The organism is Streptomyces sp. NPDC086077 (genome assembly GCF_040686175.1).
Taxonomy (GTDB): Bacteria; Actinomycetota; Actinomycetes; order Streptomycetales; family Streptomycetaceae; genus Streptomyces.
The window spans coordinates 1-24,074 of the sequence record NZ_JBFBJT010000033.1; the positions used below are offsets into that span (position 1 = coordinate 1).

At 69.8% G+C, this 24,074-nt stretch carries 17 protein-coding genes and 1 pseudogene; 14 read left to right on the plus strand and 4 right to left on the minus strand.

All coding sequences use genetic code 11. From position 1 onward, the window contains the following. The first annotated feature begins 108 nt into the window (after nucleotides 1-108). Nucleotides 109-888, plus strand: coding sequence for an SDR family oxidoreductase (locus AB0O67_RS12590; protein WP_365449063.1), 780 nt, complete (start codon nucleotides 109-111; stop codon nucleotides 886-888). Nucleotides 889-1,195: 307 nt separating this feature from the next. Here AB0O67_RS12590 and AB0O67_RS12595 read toward each other — a convergent pair. The 3 genes and pseudogenes from AB0O67_RS12595 to AB0O67_RS12605 form a co-directional block, all read right to left on the minus strand. Further along, nucleotides 1,196-1,480 (minus strand): annotated as a pseudogene (locus AB0O67_RS12595) (Zn-dependent oxidoreductase); the annotation flags it as partial. 374 nt (nucleotides 1,481-1,854) lie between these two features. Next, nucleotides 1,855-2,703 carry an endonuclease/exonuclease/phosphatase family protein gene (locus tag AB0O67_RS12600; protein WP_365449065.1) on the minus strand — a complete coding sequence of 283 codons (849 nt, stop codon included), beginning with the start codon at nucleotides 2,701-2,703 and terminating at the stop codon, nucleotides 1,855-1,857. Between the two features lie 425 nt (nucleotides 2,704-3,128). Next, nucleotides 3,129-3,482, minus strand: coding sequence for an antibiotic biosynthesis monooxygenase (locus AB0O67_RS12605; protein ID WP_365449067.1), 354 nt, complete (start codon nucleotides 3,480-3,482; stop codon nucleotides 3,129-3,131). A 248-nt stretch (nucleotides 3,483-3,730) separates the two neighbouring features. On the opposite strand from AB0O67_RS12605, the gene AB0O67_RS12610 reads away from it, so the two are divergent. The 3 genes from AB0O67_RS12610 (at nucleotide 3,731) to AB0O67_RS12620 (ending at nucleotide 9,105) form a co-directional block, all read left to right on the plus strand. Beyond that, nucleotides 3,731-4,255 carry a GNAT family N-acetyltransferase gene (locus AB0O67_RS12610; RefSeq protein WP_365449069.1) on the plus strand — a complete coding sequence of 175 codons (525 nt, stop codon included), beginning with the start codon at nucleotides 3,731-3,733 and terminating at the stop codon, nucleotides 4,253-4,255. A gap of 860 nt (nucleotides 4,256-5,115) precedes the next feature. After that, on the plus strand, nucleotides 5,116-8,502 hold the full coding sequence (locus AB0O67_RS12615) for a S8 family serine peptidase (protein ID WP_365449071.1): 3,387 nt from the start codon (nucleotides 5,116-5,118) through the stop codon (nucleotides 8,500-8,502). A 315-nt stretch (nucleotides 8,503-8,817) separates the two neighbouring features. Then, a complete protein-coding gene (locus AB0O67_RS12620; protein ID WP_365449073.1) occupies nucleotides 8,818-9,105 on the plus strand; it encodes a DUF6355 family natural product biosynthesis protein in 288 nt (95 codons plus the stop codon). A 102-nt stretch (nucleotides 9,106-9,207) separates the two neighbouring features. Here the strand turns inward: AB0O67_RS12620 and AB0O67_RS12625 are convergent, their stop codons facing one another. Beyond that, complete coding sequence (locus AB0O67_RS12625) at nucleotides 9,208-9,783, minus strand: dihydrofolate reductase family protein (protein ID WP_365449075.1); 576 nt, start codon at nucleotides 9,781-9,783, stop codon at nucleotides 9,208-9,210. A 454-nt stretch (nucleotides 9,784-10,237) separates the two neighbouring features. Here AB0O67_RS12625 and AB0O67_RS12630 point away from each other — a divergent pair, with 454 nt between their 5' ends. From AB0O67_RS12630 to AB0O67_RS12675, 10 genes are all read left to right on the plus strand, one after another. Continuing rightward, complete coding sequence (locus tag AB0O67_RS12630) at nucleotides 10,238-11,245, plus strand: LacI family DNA-binding transcriptional regulator (RefSeq protein WP_365449077.1); 1,008 nt, start codon at nucleotides 10,238-10,240, stop codon at nucleotides 11,243-11,245. 63 nt (nucleotides 11,246-11,308) lie between these two features. After that, complete coding sequence (locus AB0O67_RS12635; RefSeq protein ID WP_365449079.1) at nucleotides 11,309-12,598, plus strand: extracellular solute-binding protein; 1,290 nt, start codon at nucleotides 11,309-11,311, stop codon at nucleotides 12,596-12,598. Between the two features lie 7 nt (nucleotides 12,599-12,605). Continuing rightward, nucleotides 12,606-13,538 carry a sugar ABC transporter permease gene (locus AB0O67_RS12640; protein ID WP_365449081.1) on the plus strand — a complete coding sequence of 311 codons (933 nt, stop codon included), beginning with the start codon at nucleotides 12,606-12,608 and terminating at the stop codon, nucleotides 13,536-13,538. A gap of 1 nt (nucleotide 13,539) precedes the next feature. Further along, entirely contained in the window at nucleotides 13,540-14,418 is an 879-nt protein-coding gene (locus tag AB0O67_RS12645) for a carbohydrate ABC transporter permease (protein ID WP_365449083.1), read from the plus strand. Between the two features lie 8 nt (nucleotides 14,419-14,426). Then, nucleotides 14,427-15,506 (plus strand): glycosidase, encoded by a 1,080-nt coding sequence (locus AB0O67_RS12650; RefSeq protein ID WP_365449084.1) that lies wholly within the window; start codon nucleotides 14,427-14,429, stop codon nucleotides 15,504-15,506. Beyond that, the gene (locus AB0O67_RS12655) at nucleotides 15,503-16,717 is read left to right on the plus strand and encodes a Gfo/Idh/MocA family oxidoreductase (protein WP_365449086.1); all 1,215 of its coding nucleotides are present in this window, start codon (nucleotides 15,503-15,505) and stop codon (nucleotides 16,715-16,717) included. The genes AB0O67_RS12650 and AB0O67_RS12655 overlap by 4 nt, the downstream gene beginning before the upstream one ends. Beyond that, nucleotides 16,714-18,300, plus strand: coding sequence for an alpha-amylase family glycosyl hydrolase (locus tag AB0O67_RS12660; RefSeq protein WP_365449088.1), 1,587 nt, complete (start codon nucleotides 16,714-16,716; stop codon nucleotides 18,298-18,300). The genes AB0O67_RS12655 and AB0O67_RS12660 overlap by 4 nt, the downstream gene beginning before the upstream one ends. Nucleotides 18,301-19,137: 837 nt before the next feature. Then, nucleotides 19,138-21,219: an NPCBM/NEW2 domain-containing protein gene (locus AB0O67_RS12665; protein WP_365449090.1), complete on the plus strand. Its 2,082-nt coding sequence runs from the start codon at nucleotides 19,138-19,140 to the stop codon at nucleotides 21,217-21,219. A 584-nt stretch (nucleotides 21,220-21,803) separates the two neighbouring features. Further along, on the plus strand, nucleotides 21,804-22,457 hold the full coding sequence (pnuC, locus tag AB0O67_RS12670; protein ID WP_365449092.1) for a nicotinamide riboside transporter PnuC: 654 nt from the start codon (nucleotides 21,804-21,806) through the stop codon (nucleotides 22,455-22,457). Further along, complete coding sequence (locus AB0O67_RS12675; protein WP_365449094.1) at nucleotides 22,454-23,533, plus strand: AAA family ATPase; 1,080 nt, start codon at nucleotides 22,454-22,456, stop codon at nucleotides 23,531-23,533. The genes pnuC and AB0O67_RS12675 overlap by 4 nt, the downstream gene beginning before the upstream one ends. Nucleotides 23,534-24,074: the final 541 nt, after the last annotated feature.

Genomic DNA, 24,074 nt, shown 5'->3' on the forward strand with positions numbered 1-24,074 from the left:
CTCGACACCTCGAAGCGTGAAGAACGGCCGTCCTGCTGTCCCGGGAATGAACCAAGATCAGCGGGTCAGGTGAACGGTCGGGGTTAAACGCCAAGCTAAGGTGCGGGTATGACCGCACATAGCTACCTTTCCGAACTGTTCTCGCTGGATGGCCGGGTCGCCGTGGTGACAGGCGGCAGCTCTGGCATCGGCCGAGCCATCGCCGGGGCTCTCGCGCGAGCGGGGGCCAGCGTGGTGATCGTGGCCCGCAAGGAGACGGAACTGGCAGCCACCGTCGACGAGCTGGCGGCGGACGGCTGCCGGGCGAGCTGGGTGAGCGCCGACCTGAGCACCCGCGACGGGGTGCGCGCAGCGGCAGAGCAGGCAGCCGAGGTGTTCGGCGAGCCCGACATTCTCGTCAACAGCGCCGGGATCAACCTGCGGCCGCCGATGGGTGAGCTGGGCGAGGACGTATGGGATGCCACGATGGCGGTGAACCTGGAGGCGCCCTACTTGTTGGGCCAGCGATTCGGGCCCGGGATGGCCGAGCGGGGGTTCGGCCGGATCATCCATGTAAGCTCCCAGCAGGCACATCGGGCGTTCGTCCAGAGTGGCGTCTACGGGGTCTCCAAGGGGGCGCTGGAGTCGTTGACCCGATCACAGGCCGAGGCGTGGTCGCCACACGGCGTCACCTGCAACACGCTGGTGCCCGGCTTCGTCATGACCCCGCTCAACGCACGGTTGTCGTCCGACCGGGAGAAGGTGGCGGCGCTGGCCGCGCGCACGTTGGTGGGGCGCAACGGCCTTGCCGAGGACTTCGCCGGAGCGGCGGTGTTCCTGGCCAGCCACGCCTCCGGCTACGTCACCGGGCAGGCGATCTTCGTAGACGGCGGGTTTTCCGTCCACTGAACCCCACACCAACTCTCGGGCGGATCGAGCATCTGGTGGCCGTCGCGATCACCCTGGCTGCCGGCTTCTGGCAGGTGTCCCACCCGACACCCACCCTCGCGGCACTGTATGAGCAGGAACCGCGCTGGGGGCATATCGCGCTCAACTTCGGCCCGAAGCCCAGCATTCACTCGAAGCGTTCGCGGTCGGGCTCACCCAGAGGGCGGCGTCGGGGAACACGAGCCGAGCAGTAAGGGTCCGATCATCCGACAATTGGTCCGCGTAGTTGCGCCGTTTACGGCTTCGCCCCTCATCCGTCGGATGGAACTCAGGGGTGCGTCACGATCTTTCCCACATGCCCCCTGCGGCAGGGTTCTTCCTGCGCCTCAGTGGCCGGGCAGTGGGAAGGTCGCGGCGACGACGGGCTGGACCTCGGCCCGGCGAGCCAGGTCCATGCGGTGGTCGAAGGGCGTGGGTGTGTGCATCGACGACCCGACGACCTGTGCGTTGTGCAGTCAAGGACGGCGCACAGCAAAGGTCACCTCGTATCCGCCGAGTGCGCCGGCGATGATCCACCGGCGCCCACGCACAGCGGCGGCAGCCCTTCACTCACCGGGCCGCGAGAGATCGACAGGCACTCCACACGGGAGTGACAACGGCAAACGCCCACGTCGTCGCCACCCGGGAACTCGGACTCCACAATCGCGTCCGAGCCGAGTCAGTAGCCCACCGACTCATCATGGTGAACGGCGACTTCACCCCCCCGGTCCAACGACCCGGGAATCTCAAACAGGAGAGCTGCCCACCGCACACCGCCGACCCCGGCATCGAGCACTGCAACGGCGGCCACGCCACGACAGGAAGAGCCCGATCGCCCCGACCGACAACACCGCCACCGAGGCTCTCAGCACCGCGCCGCATCACTCCCTCACAGGCGCGTGCAACTGCACCGCCCCTGCTGGGCGGCCCGCAGGTGGGCGTGGTAGCTCAGGACGTGACGAGGACCTTGCTGAGCAGAGGAAGGTGGTCGGAGGCAGTCGGATCGTTCTGGATCACGCGGGTGACGAGCGGCCTCACCTCACGGGTCGTGTAGATGAGGTCGATCCGCTCCGTGGGGGCCTCGGCCGGGTAGGTCGCCCCATCGCCGTGCCCGTGCGGGGACTTGGCCCACGCGTCGGTGTACGCCTCCTGCAACGGCTGCGACTCCGGGGCGGTGGGCAGTGCGTTGAAGTCACCGACGAGGACGCCGGGCTTCTTCTCTCCGATCAGGTCTACGACCTGCGCCGTCTGCTGAAGGCGGTCGGTCTGCGAGCTGGCGGCCAGGTGCGTGTTGTAGAACTCCACGTTCTTGCCGTGGACGTCGAGGGTGGCGTGCAGCAGACCGCGCTGTTCCTGACCCGGCGACTTGTACAGCCAGGTGTTGTCGGAGGCGGTGATCGGGTACCGCGACAGAATCGCGGTGCCGTACTGAACGCGGTGACCGCCGACCGCCGGCGGGGCGTTGTCGATATTGGCGCCGAAGACCACGTGGTAACCGAGCAGAGACGCCAGCTCGGCAGGCTGATCCGCCCAGTCGCTGCGCTCGGAGTAATGGTTGTCGACCTCCTGAAGGCCCACCACGTCGGCGCCACTGTCGCGGATGACGTCCGCGATGCGCCGAAGGTCGAGGACGTCGTCGGTGCCCTGAGCGTGATGGATGTTGAAGTTCATGACGTCCAGCACACGAGGGCCGGGACGCCGGTCGGCGGAGATCTGGTCGTCTGCCGAAGCCTGAGTGACGGATCCGGCGGCGAGCGCGACGACAGCGGCGAGAACGGACAGGGTCCGGCGGTACATGAGGGCCTCCTGGCACGGGTTCATCAACGGTCCCGATCATGGCCGGATCCCCTGACGCGCCATTGGCCGCAACGTGAAAACGAGTAACCCCGCCGGCTACGACAGGGAGTCGACAGGTCGGTTTCGACTCCCGAGGGCGGAACATGCCCGCACGAAGCCGCACGTTTCCGTGATGGGTACCCCGACAGGACCGGGTCGTCACCGCGTTGGAGGTGGAGCCCAGGCGGCCTGTGGACAGTCACCAGCGGCAATGTCGACCCGGCTCCCGGCCTGGTCCGTGGCGGTGTCGCCGATCCGTGATCGCGGTCGGACCCTTACTGATCGTCTCCAGCGCCTAGGCTTTCCCTCGTCAGGGTGGTGGTGCCGGGGCGTCGCTCCAGTCGACCCAGCCGGCACGGTCGGCGTCGTGTCGGGCTCCGCCAGGTCTACGCTCGCGTGAACCCGTGGCTCCGCTCCACTTTCGCCACGTGCAGCGTGTAGCTCTGGTACCACTCGGCTTGCCCGCGCTTTTGCGCCGCGCGGTGCTCGGCGTTGGTCCGCCACTCCGCGAGGGCGTCGGCGTCGCGGAAGTACCCGACGGTGATGCCCAGCCCGCCAGGAGTCTGCGCGTGGTCCATCCCCAGGAACCCAGGGACGTCCTTCACCAGGTCCTCCATGCGTGCGTTGGTCTCGCTGTAGCCGCTCTGGTTCTGGGTTCGCACCGTGGTGAAGACAGCCACGTAGTAGGGGGGTTCGTAGGCCTCGACGGGTGCGGCAGGCGCCTCCGAGTGATCGCTCATGGCGCCACCGTAAGGCGGGATGCGCCCAACGATCCAGCCTCTTTCCTGAAGGGGATCCCATGGGACGGGGAACATCAGGGCGAATGTTGGCTGATGCTGCACTGGCGAAGTCACTGGGCAGCGTCCTGCCCTGCCCCAGATCGACCGGGCCGCCCACTCACCTGTGCGACAGGCCGCCCGTGGTGAGACGATCTCCGCTGGTCGGTACCCGGACCGGATCAGATCTCCGCCCAGGATGGCTGTACGTCATGGTGCTTCTCCCCTTTGCTTCTGCTCACGCGTCCACGGTGGCGAAGTGGCCGGCGTGCTCGGCGGAAGTCGTCATGTGGTGTGGGCGGCAGGAGTTTCCCGTGTCCGAGCGGACGATCTCCGAATGGCAGCAGGACGACGACGTGCAGGCGTACGTCCTCCTCGACGGAGAAGACATGCTCGGTTACGGCGAGTTGTGGTTCGACGCCGAGGAGAACGAGGCCGAACTGGCACGGATCATCGTGGACCCCGCGATGCGCGGGCGGGGGCTCGGCCGCAAGCTCGTCCGAGGGCTGCTCGAACGCGCCGTAACGGCGGGCTTCGGCGATGTCTTCATGCGGGTGCACCCGGACAACGACAGGGCGCTCCGCTGCTACTCGGGGGCCGGTTTCGTCACCGTCGAGCCCGGTCGTGCCGAGAGCTGGAATGCTGCCCAGCCGGTCGACTACGTCTGGCTGCGCAACCCCGCGCCCGCCGCGGACGGCGGTACGCCCCGGTCGACGCCTGTGCCGTCCGGGCAGTGATGAGCTCCTCCGCCCGGTCGACTCCGCATCCGACACGCCGACGCGGTGGGACGGACCTGGTGCGGACGCGCCCCGTACTGACTACGCGGGTGACTGCAGCTTCTGCACCACCTCGGTGGTCCGCGCGCAGAGCGGATCAGACTTTCCCTCCCCGGGAATCACACCCTGGTAGCGGCCGAGTACGAGGCACTGCGGGACATTGTCGATGGACGGTGTACAGCGGCGCGCAACGGGTGGCCGAATGTGGCCGAATGCGCGCGATGTCTGGCCTGCCGGAGCGATACTGTAGCTGGCGCCGGCATGATGGCTGGCACACGGTGTCGCCCGCGCCATCGCTGACAACCCTCGACTGCCCGGCAGCACACGGCGTGTGGCGTGCCCGCGACCCGACAACCGGGCGGGTACTGACGCGCCGATGCCGCCTGCTGCTCGACCTGAGCAGCCTGCTCCTGCGTATCAGGTTCCACCGGCATATCCGCTCGGACTTTCGGGCGGTTCGTGCACCAAGGGCAAGGCCGTGACGCCGCTCAGCGTCAAGAAGACCACGAAGACGACCAACCAGACGCGAACCCCCTTCAGCAGGGCGGCTCTGACGGACCAACGGTGGTTCAGATCCTGGGACTGTGGTGCCTCCAAGCAAGCCACGGCCATACCCCAACTTCGAACGTGGGCTGCTCCCCATGGCATGCCACTCAGTGTGTCACACGCGACAGCATTTCCGGACCGGGCGACCCGGCCCACAACTCTGCTGCATTTTGGGATAGTTCGCACTCCCCCGCCGAGTCGAAATAGTGACATGGCACTTGCAGGACACGAACAAACGTTGTGCCTTGTTCATCGTGGCGTCACGCTGTCCCTTCATGACCCCTACGAACAACACACAGCGGGCGACCGTCCGCAGACCGCGGTCGCGGTATGCAGCGGCTGCTACGCTCGCGGCGTTGCTGGCGGGCCTGACCACCACACCGGGATCCGCTCAGAGCGCTGATCAGGCCGGCGGCTCGGCGCAGCAGAGCAACCAGACCACCGATACGCCCGGCGTCACCCGGCACCACGTCACCCTGATCACGGGTGACCGCGTCACAGTGGAGAAGGACCCGGCGGGCCGAGCGGCCGTCTCGGTGAAGCCCGCCGAGGGCCGCGAGCACATCAAGTTCGTCAAGCAGCAGGACGGCGACCACTGGACAGTCATACCTGCCGACGCCCTGCCCCTCCTCGCGACCGGCCGCCTCGACAGGGCTCTGTTCGACGTATCGGCTCTGGTCAAGGAGAAGTACGCGGATCGGGCGAGCCTGCCGCTGATCGTCGAGTACGCGGGTGACGCGGACACGGTCGAGCGTCGGCTCACTTCGGCCGGGGCAGGCAAGGTCGACGCCATCCCCGGTACGTCCTTCGCGACCCTGGGTGAAGGACGCGAGAACGCCGCCGAGTTCTGGGACAGCATCGGCCCCGCCAAGGTGGGCGCCTCGTCCTTCGGCGCCGGCATCCGCCGGGTCTGGCTCGACGGCCGCGCCAAGGTCTCCCTCGACCGGACGGTGCCGCACATCGGTGCCCCCCAGGCCTGGGCTCAGGGCTACAAGGGCGAGGGAGTGAAGGTCGCGGTGCTCGACACCGGCTACGACCCGAACCACCCCGACCTCAAGGGGCTCATCGCAGACGCCAAGAACTTCACCACCGAGGCGAACACCGACGACCTGCACGGCCACGGAACGCACGTGACCTCGACCGTCGCCGGTTCCGGCGCGGCCTCCGACGGCCGGCTCAAGGGGGTGGCGCCCGGCGTGCGGATACTGTCCGGCAAGGTGTGCGACGCACACGGCTCCTGCGACAACTCCGACATCATGGAGGGCATGGCCTGGGCGGCGCAGAACGGCGCCAAGGTGATCAACCTCAGTCTGGGCGACGTCGACACCCCGGGCACCGACGCCCTGGAGGCACTGGTCGAGACCGTGACCCGTGACTACGGCGTCCTGGTCGTGGTCGCGGCCGGCAACGAAGCCACACAGCCGGTCTCCTCCCCCGCGTCCGCCGACAGCGCGCTCGCCGTCGGCGCCATCCAGGTGGAGGACGATGATCTCGCTGTCTTCACCTCGCCCGGCCCCCGCGTGGGCGACTTCGGCCTCAAACCGGACATCTCCGCGCCCGGTGTGGGCGTCGTAGCCGCCAGAGCGGGCGGTACGACCGCCGAGGACGGGTACTGGGAGATGAGCGGCACCTCCATGGCGACGCCTCACGTCGCCGGAGCCGCCGCCATCCTGTTCCAACAGCACCCCGACTGGACGGCGGACCAGGTCAAGCGTCAGCTGATGCAGAGCACGTCGGGCGGTCTCGAACGAGGCGCCTACTTCCAGGGCGCGGGACGGGTCGACATCGCCCGAGCAGTCAGCCAGCAGGTCACCGCCGAGCCCACCGGTCTCGACTACGGACAGATCCGCTGGTCCGACAACGGGCGTCCGCCCGTGAAGAAGACGATCACTTACCGCAACCCGGGGAGCGAGCCGGTCACGCTCGACCTTTCGCTCCAGGTGACCTACGAGAAGGACGCGCCCGCACCGGACGGCATGTTCCGCCTCGGCGCCGACAAGGTCACCGTGCCCGCGCACGGCACCGCGGACGTCACCGTCACCGCGACGCCCGAGACCGCGACGGAACACACGGCGTACAGCGGCGTGGTCATCGCCTCCACCCCGGACGAGAAGGTCTCGGTACGCGTCCCGCTCGGCATGGACGTCGAGCAGCCGTCCCGCAGCCTCCGCATCACCATGAAGGACCGTTCGGGCAAGGCTCCCGACTATGCCTACCTGCACCTCCACACGGACGGCCGCGAGGCCCAATGGCGGGAGCTCCTGGGCACGGGCAGCACCGAACTGAGGCTGCCGATCGGTCAGACCTTCTCGCTGAGCGGCCTCTTCTTCGATGAGGCGTTCACCGAAGGCACCATGGTGGGCGCGCCGGAGTTCGTGATGAACACCGACCGCGACATCATTCTCGACGCCAGGCGGGCCCATCCCGTCGAGGTGTCCGCTCCCAGTCGATCCGCCCGCATCGCGCTCGCCGAATTCGGCACCATCGGTCACAGCGGGCTTTTGTTCTCCGTCTTCGCGAACGGCTCGATCGGCAGCGACCACGTCGAGGGGCTCTACGCGACCCCCACGGCGCAGGTCAAGGACGCGAAGTACACATACCTGGTCAACACCATCTGGCACGAGCCCGGTGGCGTCGGCCCGAACGCGCCGACGTACTACTACCTCACCCGGCCGGTGAGCGGCGGCATTCCGGCCGATCCCTCCTACCGCCCCCGCAAGTCCGACCTGGCGGAGGTGAACACCACCTTCGCCGCGACCGCAGCGGGCACGACCGCCTATCGAGCCGTCTGGATGCACCTCGGCAACCTTCGCTTCTACCACGGCCTGACCGGGCTGCCGGTCCCGCACCGACGGGTCGACTACTTCTCGACGGCCGAGAGTCTGCGCTGGATGACCGTCTTCGACCAGAACCTCCTGGAAGCGCCGGACGTTCGCGGGCAGTTCTTCATGAGCACCATGCACGGCTACAAGGCCGGGACCAAGGTGGAGGAGCACTGGAACAACGGCGTGCAGGCCGTCGGGTTCTCCCCTTCGATGTCACACGCCTACCGTGACGGCGACTACCTCAGCCTCTCCGTGCAGAACGCGGCCAACAAGGATCTCCACCAGTACGCGCATACGTCCGCGAGCAGCCAGCAGACATGGGAGGTCCGACGCAACGGCAAGCCGGTGACGCTGACGGGGAACTCAGGCCAACTGCCGGCCGATCGCACGCCCGCGGACTACCAGCTGACGTTCCGGCAGGAGCGCGACCTGGATCCGCAGTCCTCCATCTCCACCGCGCTCCGTGCCGAATGGCAGTTCCGGTCGCAGACCACGGACGGCCAGCGGGCCCTGCCGCTCTACGCGGTGCGTATGTCGCCGGAGCTGGACGAGTGGAACCGGGCCGAGGACGGGCGCAAGTTCGACATCCCGGTCCTGATCCAGCGTCAGCCCGGCGCCACGGGGTCGTCGGTCCGCACCTTCACCACCCAAGTCTCTTACGACGAGGGCAGGACCTGGCACTCCGCCAAGGTCAAGGGCTCCGGTGACAATCGCACGGTGACGGTGCACCACCCGCACCGCTCCGCGGACGGCTCGGTCTCGCTGCGCACCTATGTCAAGGACGCCGCGGGGAACTCGTTCAAGCAGACCGTCATCAGGGCCTACCTCCTCAAGTAATCGGCTGACGGCAGCACGGGCCCGGCGGAACCTTCCGCCGGGCCTCTTCCGGCGCCCGGAGGGCATCGCCTGGTCCGCCCGGTCGACGACATACACCTTGTTCTGGGCGTCGCGGCCGTAGAGCCCGCCGTGGACGCTCACGTGCCCCACCCATCACTCGTCGGTGGGGCACTTCGTGTGAGGGCGAAAGCACCCGGGAGTGTGAACCACGTACCTCGTTGGAGGAAACCGCTGAACAGTCCTTTGGTGATCAACGATGCTGCCTGTGCCCGAGTCTTCCGGCTCGGGCACAGCATCCCTGCAAGGAGATCGTCGATGAACGTCCGCCGTAGCCTGTCCGCTGTCATCGCCGCCGTGGCTCCCGTCGCCAGTGCCATGGCACTCGTCCTGGGCGCGCCCGCCACGGCGGCAGCCGACCCCTGTGGGTTCTACGAGACCGGCTCCGACGCGTTCTACAACCACTGCACGAGCGACGGGTCCAACGTCGTCATCGAGGTGGAGGTGTTCGGCCCCAACTACGACAGGTGCGTGGGACCCGGCCGCAGCTGGCTGGGCTCGTCCGGCAGTATCCAGGGCGCGCACTACGCCGGCAGGACCTGCTGACCCCCTCCGGGGGCGACGACGTCAGCGGCAACACGCACCAGATCGCCACGTGACTCGTGGGCCCGAGCCGCCCCAGCCCCACCAGCTGGGGCGGCAGCGCGATCAAGACGCGGCCTGGCGCGCCACGCGGTAGCGGAGGTAGACGACTCTTGAGCTGAGGGTTCGGGTCTCGACGAGTTCGAGATCCACCCGGCGTTCGCGCTGGGGAAAGAACGGAATGCCACCGCCAACCAGCACCGGGTAGGCCAGGACCCGGTACTCGTCGATCAGATCCGACGCGGCCGCCTCGGCGGCGAGAGACGCGCCGCCGATCGCGATGTCGCCCTCCCCCGGCTCGGCTCGCAACCGCGCGATCTCCTCCGCCAGGCCGCCGGCGGCCAGGCGGGCATTGCCCTGCACTGCCGACAGCGTGGTGGAGAACACCACCTTGGGGAGCGGCTTCCAGAGCGCGGTCCACTCACGATCCGAATCGTCGAGCGCGGGATCCTGGTCGGCGGTCTCCCAGTAAAGCATCGTCTCGTACAGCCGTCGTCCCAACAGGTGGACGCCGACCTCTCGGATCTCGTCGATCCAGAAACGAAAGACCTCCTCGCCGGGCACCGTCCAGTCGAAGCCGCCGTCCGGCCCGACGATGTAGCCGTCGAGTGAGACGCTCATCGAATAGGTCACGCTGCGCATCAGGAGTCCTCCTCGTAACGGGATCGACAGTACGACCGCGGGGCGCCGCAGGACTCATCGCGACTCGCGAGATCCCCTCAGAGCACCCCTCTCCACGCGAAGATCATCACTAGACCGACGACCTTTCACCACACGGCCTGGCTCGATCTTCAACGTCCGGCCCGGACGCCGCGTCGAGTCTTGATCACTGGGTTGCCAGGGTCCGACGACGGCCGGCTCATCCCCGGTCATCGGCATCACGCGCCGGCATGGTGACCGGCGTGTTCGCCATAGCAAATTGCCGCAACCCTCCCCCACCTCGAGTGGCTGAGGTCACACCTCCCCGCGTCTTGTCCGATCTGCGTTTAAACCGCTTTAGTAGCGGCACGGCGTCACCACTGAACCGGTTCAGTGACGGCGCCGGACACGATCCGACACGGAGGGGACCACCATGCGGCGTCCGACCATTGCCGACGTGGCACAGCGAGCCGGCGTGTCCAGAAGCTCCGTCTCCTTCGCACTCAACAACCGGCCGGGACTCGCCGACGAGACCAGGGTCCGCATCCTGGCCGCCGCCGAGGAACTCGGCTGGCGGCCCAGCCGCCCCGCACGGGCGCTGTCGCTCGGCAAGGCGGGCGCGGTCGGCCTCGTCCTGGCGCGGGAGCCCGGCCTGATCGGCGCCGATCCGTTCTTCCCGGCCTTCATCGCGGGCATCGAGGAGGTGCTGTCCGAGCAGGGCGACGGACTCGTCCTGCACGTGACGACCGCCGACCGCGAACAGGCCCTGTACGAACGGCTGGCCGCGGACCGCAGGGTCGACGGCGTGCTGCTCACCGACCTCAGAGTCGACGACCCGCGCCCCGCGCTCACCGCCTCGCTCGGCCTGCCGACCGTCGTCGTGGGGCGTGCCGAGTGGGCGGGCGGGCACTGTGCCGTCGAACTCGACGACGAACCCGCCTACGTCGCCGCCGTCCGGGCGTTGGCCGCGGCAGGTCACCGGCGCATCGCCCACGTCGAGGGGCCGCAGGAGTTCCGGCACGCGATCCGGCGGCGCCAGGCATGGGAGCGGACCCTGGCCGACCTCGGACTGCCACCGGGCCCGCTGCGCCCCGGCGGCTTCACCGCCGAGGGCGGTGCCGGGGCCACCCGGGAACTGCTGGCTCTGGCCGAACCCCCGACCGCGATCGTGTACGGCAACGACCTGGCGGCCACCGCGGGACTCGCCGTCGCCCATGAACTGGGGATCGCCGTCCCCGGGCAGTTGTCGGTCGTCGGCTACGACGACACCCCGCTCGCGCAGTACACCCACCCGCCCCTGGCGTCCGCGAGGGCGGATGCCAGAGGCTGGGGGTCGGCCGCCGCGCTGGCCCTGCACACCGTGATCGCCCACGGGACGGCGCCCGATGTCGCCCTGCCCCCGGCGGTCTTCGTCCCCCGCCCGTCGATCGGCCCGGCTCCGTCCGGTGCCGCAGGCGGGCACTGAGAGGTCCGACCCGGGGGATCCCGTCCGGCAACGAGGCCGGGCGTGCACATTTCGGAGAGAACGATGCTCAGGAGAACAGCGTCCGCCCTGGCCGCCGTGCTCGCGCTGGCCACCGTGGCCACCGCGTGCGCACGCTCCGGCCCGGACCCGGCAACCGCGGCCAGGTCACGCGGACCCATCACCGTCTGGCTGTCGAACAACGCCCAAGAGGCCGAGTGGGGCAGGCAGATGGTCGCGGACTGGAACCGGCTTCACCCGGACCAGCGCGTCACGGCGCAGAACATCCCGGCGGGCAAGACGTCCGAGGAGGCCATCAGCGCCTCGATCATCGCGGGCACCAGCGCCTGCCTGGTCTTCAACACCTCCCCCGCCTCGGTGCCGCAGTTCCAGAAGCAGGCCGGGCTCGTGCCGCTGAGCGACTTCCCCGACGGCGAGCAGTACATCGAGTCCCGCAGCGGCGGCCTCGCAGGGCAGTACCGCTCCGAGGACGGCAAGTACTACCAACTGCCGTGGAAGAGCAATCCGGTCATGATCCTCTACAACAAGAAGCTCTTCGCGAAGGCCGGCCTCGACCCGGAGCGCCCGCGTCTGGCGACCTACGGCCAGTTCCTCGACACGGCGCGCAAGTTGGTGCGCAGCGGTGCCACGGAAGCTGCCCTGTGGCCGGCGCCGAGCAGTGAGTTCTTCCAGTCCTGGTTCGACTTCTACCCCGCCTTCGCCGCGCAGAGCGGCGGCCGGTCCCTGGTGGAGGACGGCAAGCCGCAGTTCGACTCCCCGGCCGGCCGGCAGGTCGCCGACTTCTGGAGCACGATCTACCGCGAGAAGCTCGCGCCCAAGGAGCTGTACCCGGGTGACGCGCTGGCCGACGGCAAGGCCGCCATGGCGACCGTGGGCCCCTGGGCCGTCGCCGCCTACAAGGACCGGGTCGACTGGGGGGTCGTACCGGTGCCGACGTCCGACGGCCGGCCCGCCTCGCGGATCCACACCTTCAGCGACCAGAAGTCCGTGGGCATGTTCAGCGCCTGCGAGAACCGGGCCACAGCCTGGGACGTGATGAAGTTCGCCACCTCAAAACGGGAGGACGGCAGGTTCCTCGCCACCACCGGCCAGATGCCCGTCCGAGACGATGTGGAACGGGAGTTCGCGAACTGGTTCGCGAAGAACCCCGCCTACCGGCCGTTCGCCGACCAGGCCGGCCGTGTGGTGGAGGTGCCCAACGTCGCGGGCTCCATCGACGTGTGGCAGACCTTCCGCGACGCCTGGACCCGGTCGGTCGTCTTCGGCCGGCAGTCACCCGCGTCGGCGCTGCGCGAGGCCGCCGCCGGAACCCGCACGATTCTCGGCGAGTACTGAGGCAGCCATGACCCTGACCCGAACCCCCGCCCGGACCGCGGCCGTCCGCCCGCGCACCCCGCAGCGCCACCGGCGCCGCCACACCGGCATCGGTGCCGCCTTCGTCAGCCCCTATCTGCTGTACGTCCTCGCGGTGTTCGCTATACCCCTGGGCTACACCGTCTGGATCTCCTTCCACCGCTTCTACTTCACCGCTCCCGGCGCCGACGCGCCGAGCCCCTGGGTGGGGCTGGCCAACTACCGCGACGTGCTCACAGATCCGGTGGTGGGCAAGGCGTTCCTGAACATCGGGATCTTCCTCGTCATCAATGTCCCCCTGACCGTGCTGCTGTCGCTGGTGCTCGCCACCGCGCTGAACGCCAAGGTGCCGTTCCGGTCGTTCTTCCGTGCCGCCTACTATCTGCCGTACATCACCGCCAGCGTCGCGCTGGTCGCCGTCTGGCAGTTCCTGTTCGGCACCGACGGCCTGGTCAACAACGCCCTCGGCGGCCTGGCCCCCGACCCGTCCTGGCTGGTCAACACGCATCTCGCGATGCCCATGATCGCGCTGTTCGTCACCTGGAAACAGCTCGGCTTCTTCGTGATGCTCTACCTCGCCGCGTTGCAGAACATCGGCAAGGACCTCTACGAGGCGGCGTCCGTCGACGGCGCGGGCACGGTCCGCACGTTCTGGTCCGTCACCGTGCCGGGCGTGCGCCCCGCGACGACCCTGGTGACGGTGTACGCGATCGTCACCGGCGCCAACCTCTTCAGCGAGCCGTACCTGCTGACCGGCGGCGGCGGGCCGGACGACGCGTCCATCTCGCCGGTGCTGCTGATGTACCAGAAGGGCATCGAGCAAGGCCACCCCGACTTCGCGGCGGCCCTGGGCGTGGTGCTGGTCGTGCTCGTGCTCGCGGTGTCGCTGATCACGCGCAAGCTCACCGAGAGGGGCAACTGACATGAGCCGATACGACTTGACCGCCCCGTCCGGCCACGACGTGCCGCACACCGGCCGGGGCACCGGCCGCGCGATCCGGTTCGTCGTCCTGCTCGTCGGCGCGCTGGGCTTCCTCTTCCCCTTCTACTACATGGTCGTCGGATCGCTGCGGAAGGTGACGACGGGCGATCTGTCGTCCGCCGCGCCCAGCGGACTGACCACGGGCAACTACGGGGCGATCGACGGCGCCCTGTCCCTCGGCAGGGCACTGGTCAACTCCGGTGTGATGACCGCCGGTGTGCTGCTGTGCACGCTGGTCTTCGGTGTACTCGCCGGATACGCCCTGGCCCGTCTGCAGTTCCGCGGCAGGGGCACCGTGTTCGCGACTCTGCTGCTCGTCCAGACGATCCCGTTCCAGCTGCTCACCCTGCCGCTGTACGTGCTGGTCGTACGGGACTACGGACTCGGCGACAACTACCTCGGCATGATCCTGCCGTTCGCGATCAACTCGACCGCGGTCTTCCTCTTCCGGCAGTTCTTCCTGCAGATGCCGGCCTCACTGTTCGAGGCCGCGCGGATCGACGGCGCGAGCGAGCTGCGCATCCTGTGGCGGATCGCGCTCCCGATGGCCCGGCCCGCGCTGCTCACCGGCACGCTGCTGACCTTCATCGGCCCGTGGAACGAGTTCCTCTGGCCGTTCCTCGTCACGAAGAACGCCGACATGCAGCCGCTCGCCGTCTCGCTGGCGGGCTTCCTCAGCAACCTCCAGGGCACCGTGTCGAACCCGACCGGCGCGCTGATGGCGGGCGCCTGCGTGCTGGCCGCCCCCGCCGTGGCGCTGTTCCTGCTGTTCCAGCGCCACTTCACGCACACGAACATCGACTCCGGAATCAAGGGCTGAACCACACCATGAGCACTACCGACCCCCGCCACCACATCCCGTTCCGGCTCGTCCGCAAGGGCGTCGTCATGTCCCCTCTGCCGGGTGCGGCGAACGAGGTGGAGGGCGTCCTCAACCCCGCCTCCGGCCGTACCCCCGACGGCACCCTGCACCTTCTGCCCCGCCTGGTGTCCGAGGGCAACGTCTCCCGCGTCGGCCTCGCCGAGGTCACCTTCACCGACGGGGTGCCCTCCGGCGTCGAGCGCCGCGGCACGGTCCTGGAGCCGGACGCCGGCTGGGAACGCGGCAAGAACAACGCCGGTGTGGAGGACCCCCGGATCACCTGGGTACCCAGCCTCGGCCTGCACGTGATGTCGTACGTCGCGTACGGGCCCCTCGGCCCGAAGCCGGCCCTCGCGGTGTCTGACAACCTCACCGACTGGACGCGGCTGGGGCCGATCCAGTTCGCCTACCAGCCCGACCTGGACACCGACCTGAACCTCTTCCCCAACAAGGACGTCGTCCACTTCCCCGAGCCCGTCCCCGGCCCCGACGGGCAGCCCGCGTACGCCATGCTGCACCGTCCCATGTGGGACCTCGGCTGGTTCCGTCCCGGCGAGGGCGTCCATCTGCCCGCGGGCCTGGCGGACGAGCGGCCCGGCATCTGGATCTCGTACGTGCCGGTGGCCGACGTGGAGAAGGACGTCCGCGCCCTGGTCCGGCCGCGCGACCACCGGCTCGTGGCGCTGTCGGAGTTCGACTGGGAGGCGTTGAAGATCGGCGCCGGGCCCGCGCCGATCCGCGTCGAGGAGGGCTGGCTGCTGATCCACCACGGCGTGTCCGGCGTGCCGGAGGACGACCCGTTCGTGCCCAACCGGCGGGTGTCGTACGCGGCCGGAGCGATGATCCTGGACCCCGCCGACCCCGCACGCGTCCTGGCCCGCTCCGCACAGCCGCTGATGGCGCCCGAGACGGAGGAGGAACGATCCGGCACGGTGCCGAACGTCGTCTTCCCCACCGCGATCGAGGAGGTCGACGGCACCCGCTACGTCTTCTACGGCATGGCCGACGCCCACATCGGCGTCGCCGTGCTGGAGCGCACCGTATGACCTCCGCACCACTCGGGCTCGGGCTGATCGGCTGCGGCGCGTTCGGGGCGTACGTCCTGGACGCCGTGGCCGGTCTGCCCGGCCTGCGGGTCGCCGCCGTCGCCGATCCGGACCCACGGCGCGCGCAGCCTCTCGGTACCCGCCACGGCGCCGCGGTCTGCGACGGACTCGACGCGCTCCTCGCCCGCCCCGACGTGGACGTCGTCGCCGTCGCCACCCCGCCGCACACCCACGCGGATCTCAGCGTCCGGGCCCTGCGCGCGGGACGTCACGTCTTCTGCGAGAAGCCCCTCGCGCTGACCACGGCCGACGCGGCCCGCGTCAGCGCCGAGGCGCACCGGTCCGGCAGGGTCCTCGTCGTCGACCACGTCCTGCGCTACAACCCGCTGCTGCGCGCCGTCGAGACGCTGATGGACGAGGGCCTGCTGGAGCGGCCGAGGCGCTTCCTCTTCGAGAACGACGCCGCCGACGAGGGCCTGGGCGGCGACCACTGGTTCTGGGACCCCGCCCGCAGCGGCGGCATCTTCCTCGAACACGGTGTGCACTTCTTCGACGCCGCGCGCGCCCTGCTCGGCAGCGTTCCCGAGTCCGTGCAGGCGACGGCCGTCCGCAGGCCCGGCGGCCCCGGCGGGCTCGTCGACATGGTGGTCGCCGAGGCGGTGCACCCTGGCGGCGTCCTGGCCGGGCACTTCCACTCGTTCACGCACGCGCACCGCGCGGAACGCCAGTTGATGCGCCTCGACCACGGTTTCGCCGAGTCCCTGATCACCGGTTGGATCCCCACCCGGGCCACCGTCACCGCCTGGACCGACGACCGCGGCGCCACCCGCTGGGAGCGGCTGCCGTCCCGCACCACAGAACTCTTCGCCGTACCCGGCTTCCCCGAGGACGGCGCGCAACGCGTCACCGTGCGGGTGGAGCGCGGCGCGGGCGGCACCGCGCCGGTCTCGGGCCGGGGTGCCGTCCGCACCGTCCCACACCGTGTCGAGACCGTGCTCGACCTCGGCGGAGAGACGGCCAAGGCACGCGTCTACGCCGGCAGCGTGCGAGCCGCCTTCGCCGACCTGCTGCACTGCGCGGCCCACGGCGGCACGCCCGCGGCCGACGCCCACGCCGGGCTGACGGCCGTCGCGGTCGCGGAAGCCGCCACCCAAGCGGCGGCCACCGGCACCGCGCGGCCCGTGGTGCTGCCGGAGGGGGGTACGCCGTGAGCTGGTGGCGCGACGCCGTCTGCTACGAGATCTACCCCTGGTCCTACGCCGACTCCGACGGGGACGGCACCGGCGACCTCCGCGGTATCGCGGAGCGCCTGCACCACGTACGGCGCCTCGGCGCCGACGCGGTGTGGATCACCCCCTTCTACCCCTCGCCGCTCGCCGACGGCGGTTACGACATCGCCGACCACACGGCCGTCGCACCGGAACTCGGCACTCTCGACGACTTCGACGCGCTCACCGCGCGCGCCCACGGCCTCGGTCTGAAGGTCGTCGTCGACGTAGTGCCCAACCACACCTCCGACGCGCACCCCTGGTTCCGGGCCGCCCTCGCGGCCGGTCCGGGCAGCACGGCCCGCGAGCGGTACCTCTTCCGTCCCGGTCGCGGACGGCACGGCGAACTGCCGCCCAACGACTGGCAGTCCGCGTTCGGCGGCCCCGCCTGGACCCGCGTGCCCGACGGCGAGTGGTACCTCCACCTCCACGCACCCGAGCAGCCGGACCTCGACTGGCGTCACCCGGCGGTGCACACGGAGTTCGAGAGGATCCTGCGGTTCTGGCTCGACCACGGCGTGGACGGCTTCCGCATCGACGTGGCGCACGCCCTGTACAAGGCGGAGGGACTGCCGGACGCCGGGCCCGGCCAGCACGAGGACCCGGCGCGCAACCACCTCATGCCGTACTACGACCAGGAGGAGCTTCATCCCCTGTACCGGCGGTGGCGCACCCTCCTCGACGAACACCCCGGAGTACCGGGCGCGGCGAGCCCCGAGGAGCGCCTGCTCGTCGCCGAGGCGGCGGTGTTCGCCCCCGACCGGTTGGCCCGCTACGTCCGTCCCGACGAGATGCAGCAGGCCTTCGACTTCGCGTTCCTGGAGGCGCCGTGGGACGCGCCCGCGCTGCGCCGGGTGATCGAGGGCTCGCTGGCCGCGTCCGGGCCGGGCCGCGCCCCCGTCACCTGGGTGCTGTCGAGCCACGACGCCGTACGGCCCCCCACCCGTTACGGATCGCCGCTGCGCGCGCGGTCCGCCGCACTGCTGATGCTGGCCCTGCCGGGCGCGGCGTACGTGTACCAGGGTGAGGAACTCGGCCTCCCCCAGGCGTGGGTGCCGGACGACCGCATCCGCGACCCGCTCTGGCCGCGCAGCGGGCACCGCGAACGCGGACGCGACGGGTCGCGCGTGCCGCTCCCCTGGTCCGGGAGCGCCGCGCCCTACGGCTTCAGCGCCGCCGCACCTCGGTCGTGCTGGCTGCCGCAGCCGGAGGACTGGGCAGCACTGACCGTCGCGGCACAGGACGGCGACCCCGGCTCCACCCTGGAGTTGTACCGAGAGGCACTTCGGCTGCGCAGGGCCTGGCCCGCCCCGGCCGACGGCTCACTGCTCTGGCACTCACCCTCCGAGGCGCCCTACCTCGCCTTCACCCGCGGCCGCCTCACCTGTGTGGTGAACATCGGCACACAGCCGCTGCCGCTCCGGGACACGGGGCTGCTCGGGCGGCCCGTACTGACGAGCGGGCCACGGGACTTCGACGACGTCCTGGCACCGGACACGGCGGCCTGGTTGCTAGTCGAGGGGTGAGCAGTGTCCGGTGCGTCCGGGTGACGCGCCGGGGTTCGCCACAACCCGCCGAGTCCGCGCCCGGCGGGGTCGGTTCGCCAGCGCGTTGGCCCCGGCAGGTACCTGCGGGCCGAGACGCATCCGGGTCCTCCGGGACCCGGACGGAGATCATCGCCCGCAACGCTCGCAGCGCAAGGGTGTGTGGGAACCGTCGGTGAGGCAGATCCACACGACCGCTGCTCCTCCGGGGACGTCCGCCGGCACGCTGAAGTGGAAGCGAGCGCTCGAGCCGCACACGACGTTGTCGCTGAGTCGGTGCCATACGCTCACACCTGCAGTAGGGGGTTTGGGCGGTTTGACGACGGCAGCAGCACCATCACGGGCGGCCCGGGGCGCGATCCGCTCTCCTCACGCGTCGCACGACAGCCCCACCGCCACGGGCAACAGGCCAACTGGTACCGCGTCGACGAGTGTCCCATGCGGGGTGTTCCGCCGTCGGCGACGAGATGGTCTCTCGGTGTCCGCGAGCAACGGCCGCTCGGTGACGATGACTTCGCGCTGAGCAGGTTCTCCGCCTGCCGGCCAGGACGACGTGCAACGGGGGGAAGCGCGCGGACGGGGCGTACAAACCAGCTGGTACAGGGCAGTTGAGGCACTTGAAGAGGTCTCGGTAACTCTTAATTTAGGAATTATTATTGACGCGCGCCGGTGACCCCTGCAAGATCCTGGCAACAACACCGCAGGCGCGCGGGCATTGACTGGTCCGAAGAACGACCGCCGTACCCAGCGAGGGAGCGGTGCCTCGGACTCACGACCGGGACGGGTCGGCACGCCTGATCGGACAGCGAAGGATCCGATGTGAAACGACATCTCACCGTCCTCCTGGCGCTCCTGACAGGCCTTCTGGTCGTGCAAACGCCCGCCCACGCCGGCCCCCAGGCCGGCAGTGTCGCCGTCACGGCGCCGGCACCTCAGCAGGTGCTGAGCCCGACGCCGTACATGGGCTGGAACACCTATTACGCGCTGGGTGGCGATCCGACCGAGGCCGAGGTCAAGTCGATAGCCGACTTCCTGGTCAGCAGCGGTCTGCGCGACGCCGGTTACCAGTACGTCTGGATCGACGGCAACTGGGCGGCGCCGACCCCACGCAGCTCGGCCGGCGACCTGGTGGCCAACCCCGACCAATTTCCGAACGGGCTGAAGCCACTGGTGGACTACATCCACTCCAAGGGCCTGAAGGCCGGCATCTACACCGACGCCGGTCCGTACATCCCGGGCAAGTGCGGACTCGGCAGCCACGGCTACTACCAGCGCGACGCGGACCAGTTCGCCGCCTGGGAGTTCGACGCGGTCAAGGTCGACTACCTCTGCGGGATCGCCGCGGACCTCGACCCGAAGACCGTCTACACCGAGTTCGCGCAGGCGCTGCGTAACAACGCCAGCAAGCGCCCCATGATCTTCAACCTCTGCAACCCGGTGACCTCCCCCGACTGGGGCGACTACCCGGAGGAGCAGCAGTCGACGTACTCCTGGTCCTATGCGCCGGGGATCGCGCAGTCCTGGCGGACGTACACGGACGTGGGTTTCGTCGGCGAGATCAAGTTCAAGGACGTGCTGCGCAACTACGACGCGAACGCGCGGCACCCCGAGGTCGCCGGACCGGGGCACTTCAACGACCCAGACTACCTCGGACCCGAACTGGGGATGAACGACGAGGAGTTCCGTACCCAGATGACGCTCTGGTCGGTGGCGGCAGCGCCGCTCGTGATCGGCAGTGACGTCCGTGAGCTCGGCAAGACCTCGCTCGACATTCTCGCGGACCGCGATGTCCTCGCGATCAACCAGGACGCCGCCGGTGTCCAGGCCGTCCGCGTCGGCGCCGCCGGTACGACGGAGACCTGGGTGAAGCGGCTGGCCAACGGTGACCGTGCCGTGGTGCTGCTGAACCGGGGCGACAGCCCGACGACGCTGACCACGACTGCCCGGAAGGTCGGGCTGTCCGGGGATCGGTTCGCCCTGAAGAACGCCTGGACCGACCAGGTCACCGAGAGCGCCGGCACCATCAGTGCCGCCGTGCCGGCCCACGGCGCGGCCCTGTTCCGGGTCGCCAAGGCAACGGGCAAGCCCGGTGTGCCGCACGTCGTCGCCGGTCTGCCGCAGGTGACGCAGGTCGGTGGCGACGCGGTGCCGGCCGGGGTCGCTCCGGTGGTCGCCGGCGGCGACCAGGCCCGGGTCGAGGTCACCGTCCGCAACGACGGTGCGCGCCCGGTCTTCGCACCGCGGGTCGAGCTGGCGGTGCCGGCCGGCTGGACAGCCCGTCCACTCGGCGAAGCGCCGAAGCTCCTGATGCCCAACCGCTCCGTGACCACGGCCTTCACGACGACCCTGCCGGCCACAGCCGCGCCGGGCAGCGCCGCCCTGACCGCCACCACATCGTACGAAGTGACCGGCAAGGGGCGGCTGCGGCAGAAGACGGCCACGGCGGTGGTCGTCGCACCGGCGGCGCCGGTCGGCGACGTCGTCCTGTCGCACCACGATTGGATCAGCGCCACCAGCGGGTGGATGAGCCCGACGGTCGACCAGAGCGTCGGTGGCTGGTCACCCATCAGCATGCTCGGCCAGGTCTACCCGACCGGTATCGGGGTGGCCTCGCCCTCCGCGGTCCGCTACTACCTCGGCGACCGGTGCACCCGGCTGGCCACGACCGTCGGCATCGACGACGCGGTGCGCAACGTCGGCCCTGACGGTGGCACGTCGACCTTCCAGGTGATCGGTGACGGCCGGGTGCTGTTCGACAGCGGTGTGCTGAGCCGCGACGACATCCGCCAGGCCGACATCGACCTGACCGGCGTCCGGGTGCTCGACCTGGTGGTCGGCGACGCCGGCGACGGCGGCTACAACGACCGCGCCAACTGGGCCGGTCTGAACGCCACCTGCTGATTCGACTCGGCCGCACCCGGGTGACATCTCACCTGGGTGCGGCCGGTTCGCCAAAGGTTCCCAAAGACGCCAGGCGGGCCGTCCGCTGCTGGTCACGCTGAGTGACTGAGCGTCCTGAAACGGGGGTGGGGCGGACGCACCCCGCCCCAAGGGCGAGGCACGCGCGGCGCGGCGCAGACGTGCGGGGCGGGGCGGGGCTGCCGCCACGGAAGCGGCGTACCGCCTGCGGTGATGGAGGGACACAGCGCCGCCGCTGCCACCGGCGAGAGCCACCAGCAGTCCTCCTGCCTCCCGTAGCTCACCTCGCACGGGCCCGGCGCGGTCGAACCGTCGACAACGGGCAGCATCGCGCCGCGGCTGAAGTCGGCGGACTCCGCATAGAGGTCACCCCCACGATCGCGCTCGGCCACCAGAAGTCGGGCCGCCTGCACCGGCTGACCAACTCGGCATAGGACCCGACGCCGTGACGACGTGAGGCAACCCCGTGACCACCCTGCGGCCGCGGGCTTTCTCCGTGGCACTTTCGCACTTGTGGCCCAAGCCTGTCGCACTTTATAGTCAACATGACTTTAAAGGAGGCGGGCGTGAGCCTCGCGAACATCCTCGAACCCCTGCAACAGCCGCTCTTCACCATCCTGGACACCCCGGTCAGCTGGACCGAAGTCCTCGGATTCGGCAGCGGAGCGCTCTGCGTCTGGCTGGTCGCCCGCCAGTACCTCGCAAACTGGCCCATCGGAATGGCCAACAACCTCTTCTTCATCCTCCTCTTCACACAGGCCGGGCTCTACGCCGACGCCGGCCTCCAGATCGTCTTCATCGCCCTCGCCTTGTACGGCTGGTGGACCTGGACCCACGGGGGTGGACCAGGCTCCGGCGCTCTCCCGGTGCGCCGCACCTCGCGCACCGAGTGGACGTGGCTGATCACGGCGGGGGTGGTGGGGACCCTCGCCCTCACCCTGCTGCTCGACAGCGCCACCGACTCGACCGTCCCCTTCTGGGACGCCCTGACCACCGCGCTCTCCCTCACGGCAACCTACGGCCAGTGCCGCAAGCGGTTCGAGTCCTGGTGGCTCTGGATCGCCGCCGACGTGATCTACGTACCGCTGTACGCCTACAAGGAGCTGTACCTGACGTCCTTGCTGTACGTCGGCTTCATGACGCTCTGCGTCCTCGGCCTGCGCCGCTGGAGCCGTGACCTCGCCGGCAGGCCCGCGCTCCGCGTGGAGGCGGTGGTATGAAGCGCTACGGACACGGCCTGGTCCTCGGCAAGTTCTATCCGCCGCACGCCGGCCACCATCACCTTGTCCGCACCGCGCGCGACCACTGCGAGCGCCTCACCGTGCTCGTCTGCGCCTCTTCCGTGGAGACCCTGACGCTGGAGGACCGGGTCGCCTGGATGCGCGAGATCCACCCTGACGTGCTCGTCGTCGGCGCCGTCGACGACATCCCTGTCGACCTTCAGGACCCCGACGTCTGGGCCGCCCACATGGCCGTCTTCCGCGCGGCCGTACCCGATTCCGTCGACGCCGTCTTCACCTCCGAGCCCTATGGCGAGGAACTGGGGCGCCGCTTCGGCGCCGACTCCGTGTGCGTCGACCCGGACCGTACGCTGCACCCCGTCTCCGGCACAGCCGTCCGCAAGGACCCCGTCGGCAACTGGGACTTCCTGGAGCCGCCCGTACGGGCCGCGCTCACCCGGCGCGTCGTCGTCCTCGGCGCGGAGTCCACCGGCACCACCACCCTGGCCCTCGCCCTCGCCGACCACTATCGGCGCCGCGGCGGAGTGTGGTCCCGCACCCGGTACGTCCCGGAGTACGGCCGTGAGTACAGCGAACTCAAGCTCGCCGAACTGCGCGCCGAACGCCCGGACGCCGAATGGTCGGACGTCACCTTCCGCTCCGGCGACTTCCCCGTCATCGCCCGGCGCCAGGCCGAACTGGAGGACGAGGCCGCGCGGGAAGGCTCCCCCGTCCTCATCTGCGACACCGACGCCTTCGCCACCACCATCTGGCACGAGCGGTACATGGGCACCACCAGCCCCGACACCCGCGAGATTGCCGCCCACGGCCGCCAGCACCTCTGGATCCTCACCGACCACGATGGCGTCGCCTTCGAGGACGACGGAATGCGCGACGGAGAGCACTTGCGGCCCTGGATGACCGCCCGCTTCGTCACCGAACTCGCCCGCAGTGGCCGCCGCACCGCCGTCGTCACCGGCCCGCGCGAGGAGCGGCTCGCGACCGCCGTCGCCGCCGTGGACGCCCTGCTCGCCGAGGGCTGGCCCCTCGCCGACCCTCTCCCGGAGCGCCGATGAGCAGCGCTCCACTGGCGGCTACGACCGTACGGCGTCGCGCCGTTCGCCGTCACCGTCGACTTCGCGGCCTTCACCCTCAGCTCGGAACGCCCTCCCGACCCGCCCGTCGAACGCGGCCGGGAGCGAGCCCGACCGGAACCCATGATGCGGGTCGTCCCCGTCGCGTACACCGCCGGGCGGCGCCTTCGCCGGCGCTCCTGCTCGACTAGGACTTGTCCGGCCGATCATGCACGGAGCCAGATGATGAGGGCTGCGGCGGTCGCGATCCCGAGGAAGACGTAGCCGCGCTTGTCGTAGCGGGTGGCTACTGCTCTGGCGTGCTTGAGCCGATTGATCGCCCGGTCGACGGTGTTGCGTTTCTTGTACCGCTCTTCGTCGAAGCCCGGTGGCCGTCCGCCACGAGCCCCTTTGCGCTGGCGGGCCGCCTGGCTGTCGGCCTGCTTGCGCGGCCTGCACGGCCCGGTCCGCGGGACGCGAATCTTCTCAGCTCGGGCTTGAACTGAGTGCAGTCCGCCCCGCTGTCCGGGCGTGACGATCAGGG

Excerpts from the sequence above, each read along its gene's own strand:
- AB0O67_RS12620 (WP_365449073.1), top strand. The coding sequence starts at position 8,818 with ATGAACGTCCGCCGTAGCCTGTCCGCTGTCATCGCCGCCGTGGCTCCC.
- AB0O67_RS12640 (WP_365449081.1), top strand. The coding sequence starts at position 12,606 with ATGACCCTGACCCGAACCCCCGCCCGGACCGCGGCCGTCCGCCCGCGC.
- AB0O67_RS12655 (WP_365449086.1), top strand. The coding sequence starts at position 15,503 with ATGACCTCCGCACCACTCGGGCTCGGGCTGATCGGCTGCGGCGCGTTC.
- AB0O67_RS12610 (WP_365449069.1), top strand. The coding sequence starts at position 3,731 with ATGGTGCTTCTCCCCTTTGCTTCTGCTCACGCGTCCACGGTGGCGAAG.
- AB0O67_RS12650 (WP_365449084.1), top strand. The coding sequence starts at position 14,427 with ATGAGCACTACCGACCCCCGCCACCACATCCCGTTCCGGCTCGTCCGC.
- AB0O67_RS12645 (WP_365449083.1), top strand. The coding sequence starts at position 13,540 with ATGAGCCGATACGACTTGACCGCCCCGTCCGGCCACGACGTGCCGCAC.
- AB0O67_RS12615 (WP_365449071.1), top strand. The coding sequence starts at position 5,116 with ATGACCCCTACGAACAACACACAGCGGGCGACCGTCCGCAGACCGCGG.
- AB0O67_RS12635 (WP_365449079.1), top strand. The coding sequence starts at position 11,309 with ATGCTCAGGAGAACAGCGTCCGCCCTGGCCGCCGTGCTCGCGCTGGCC.
- AB0O67_RS12600 (WP_365449065.1), bottom strand. The coding sequence starts at position 2,703 with ATGTACCGCCGGACCCTGTCCGTTCTCGCCGCTGTCGTCGCGCTCGCC.
- AB0O67_RS12605 (WP_365449067.1), bottom strand. The coding sequence starts at position 3,482 with ATGAGCGATCACTCGGAGGCGCCTGCCGCACCCGTCGAGGCCTACGAA.
- AB0O67_RS12590 (WP_365449063.1), top strand. The coding sequence starts at position 109 with ATGACCGCACATAGCTACCTTTCCGAACTGTTCTCGCTGGATGGCCGG.
- AB0O67_RS12625 (WP_365449075.1), bottom strand. The coding sequence starts at position 9,783 with ATGCGCAGCGTGACCTATTCGATGAGCGTCTCACTCGACGGCTACATC.
- AB0O67_RS12675 (WP_365449094.1), top strand. The coding sequence starts at position 22,454 with ATGAAGCGCTACGGACACGGCCTGGTCCTCGGCAAGTTCTATCCGCCG.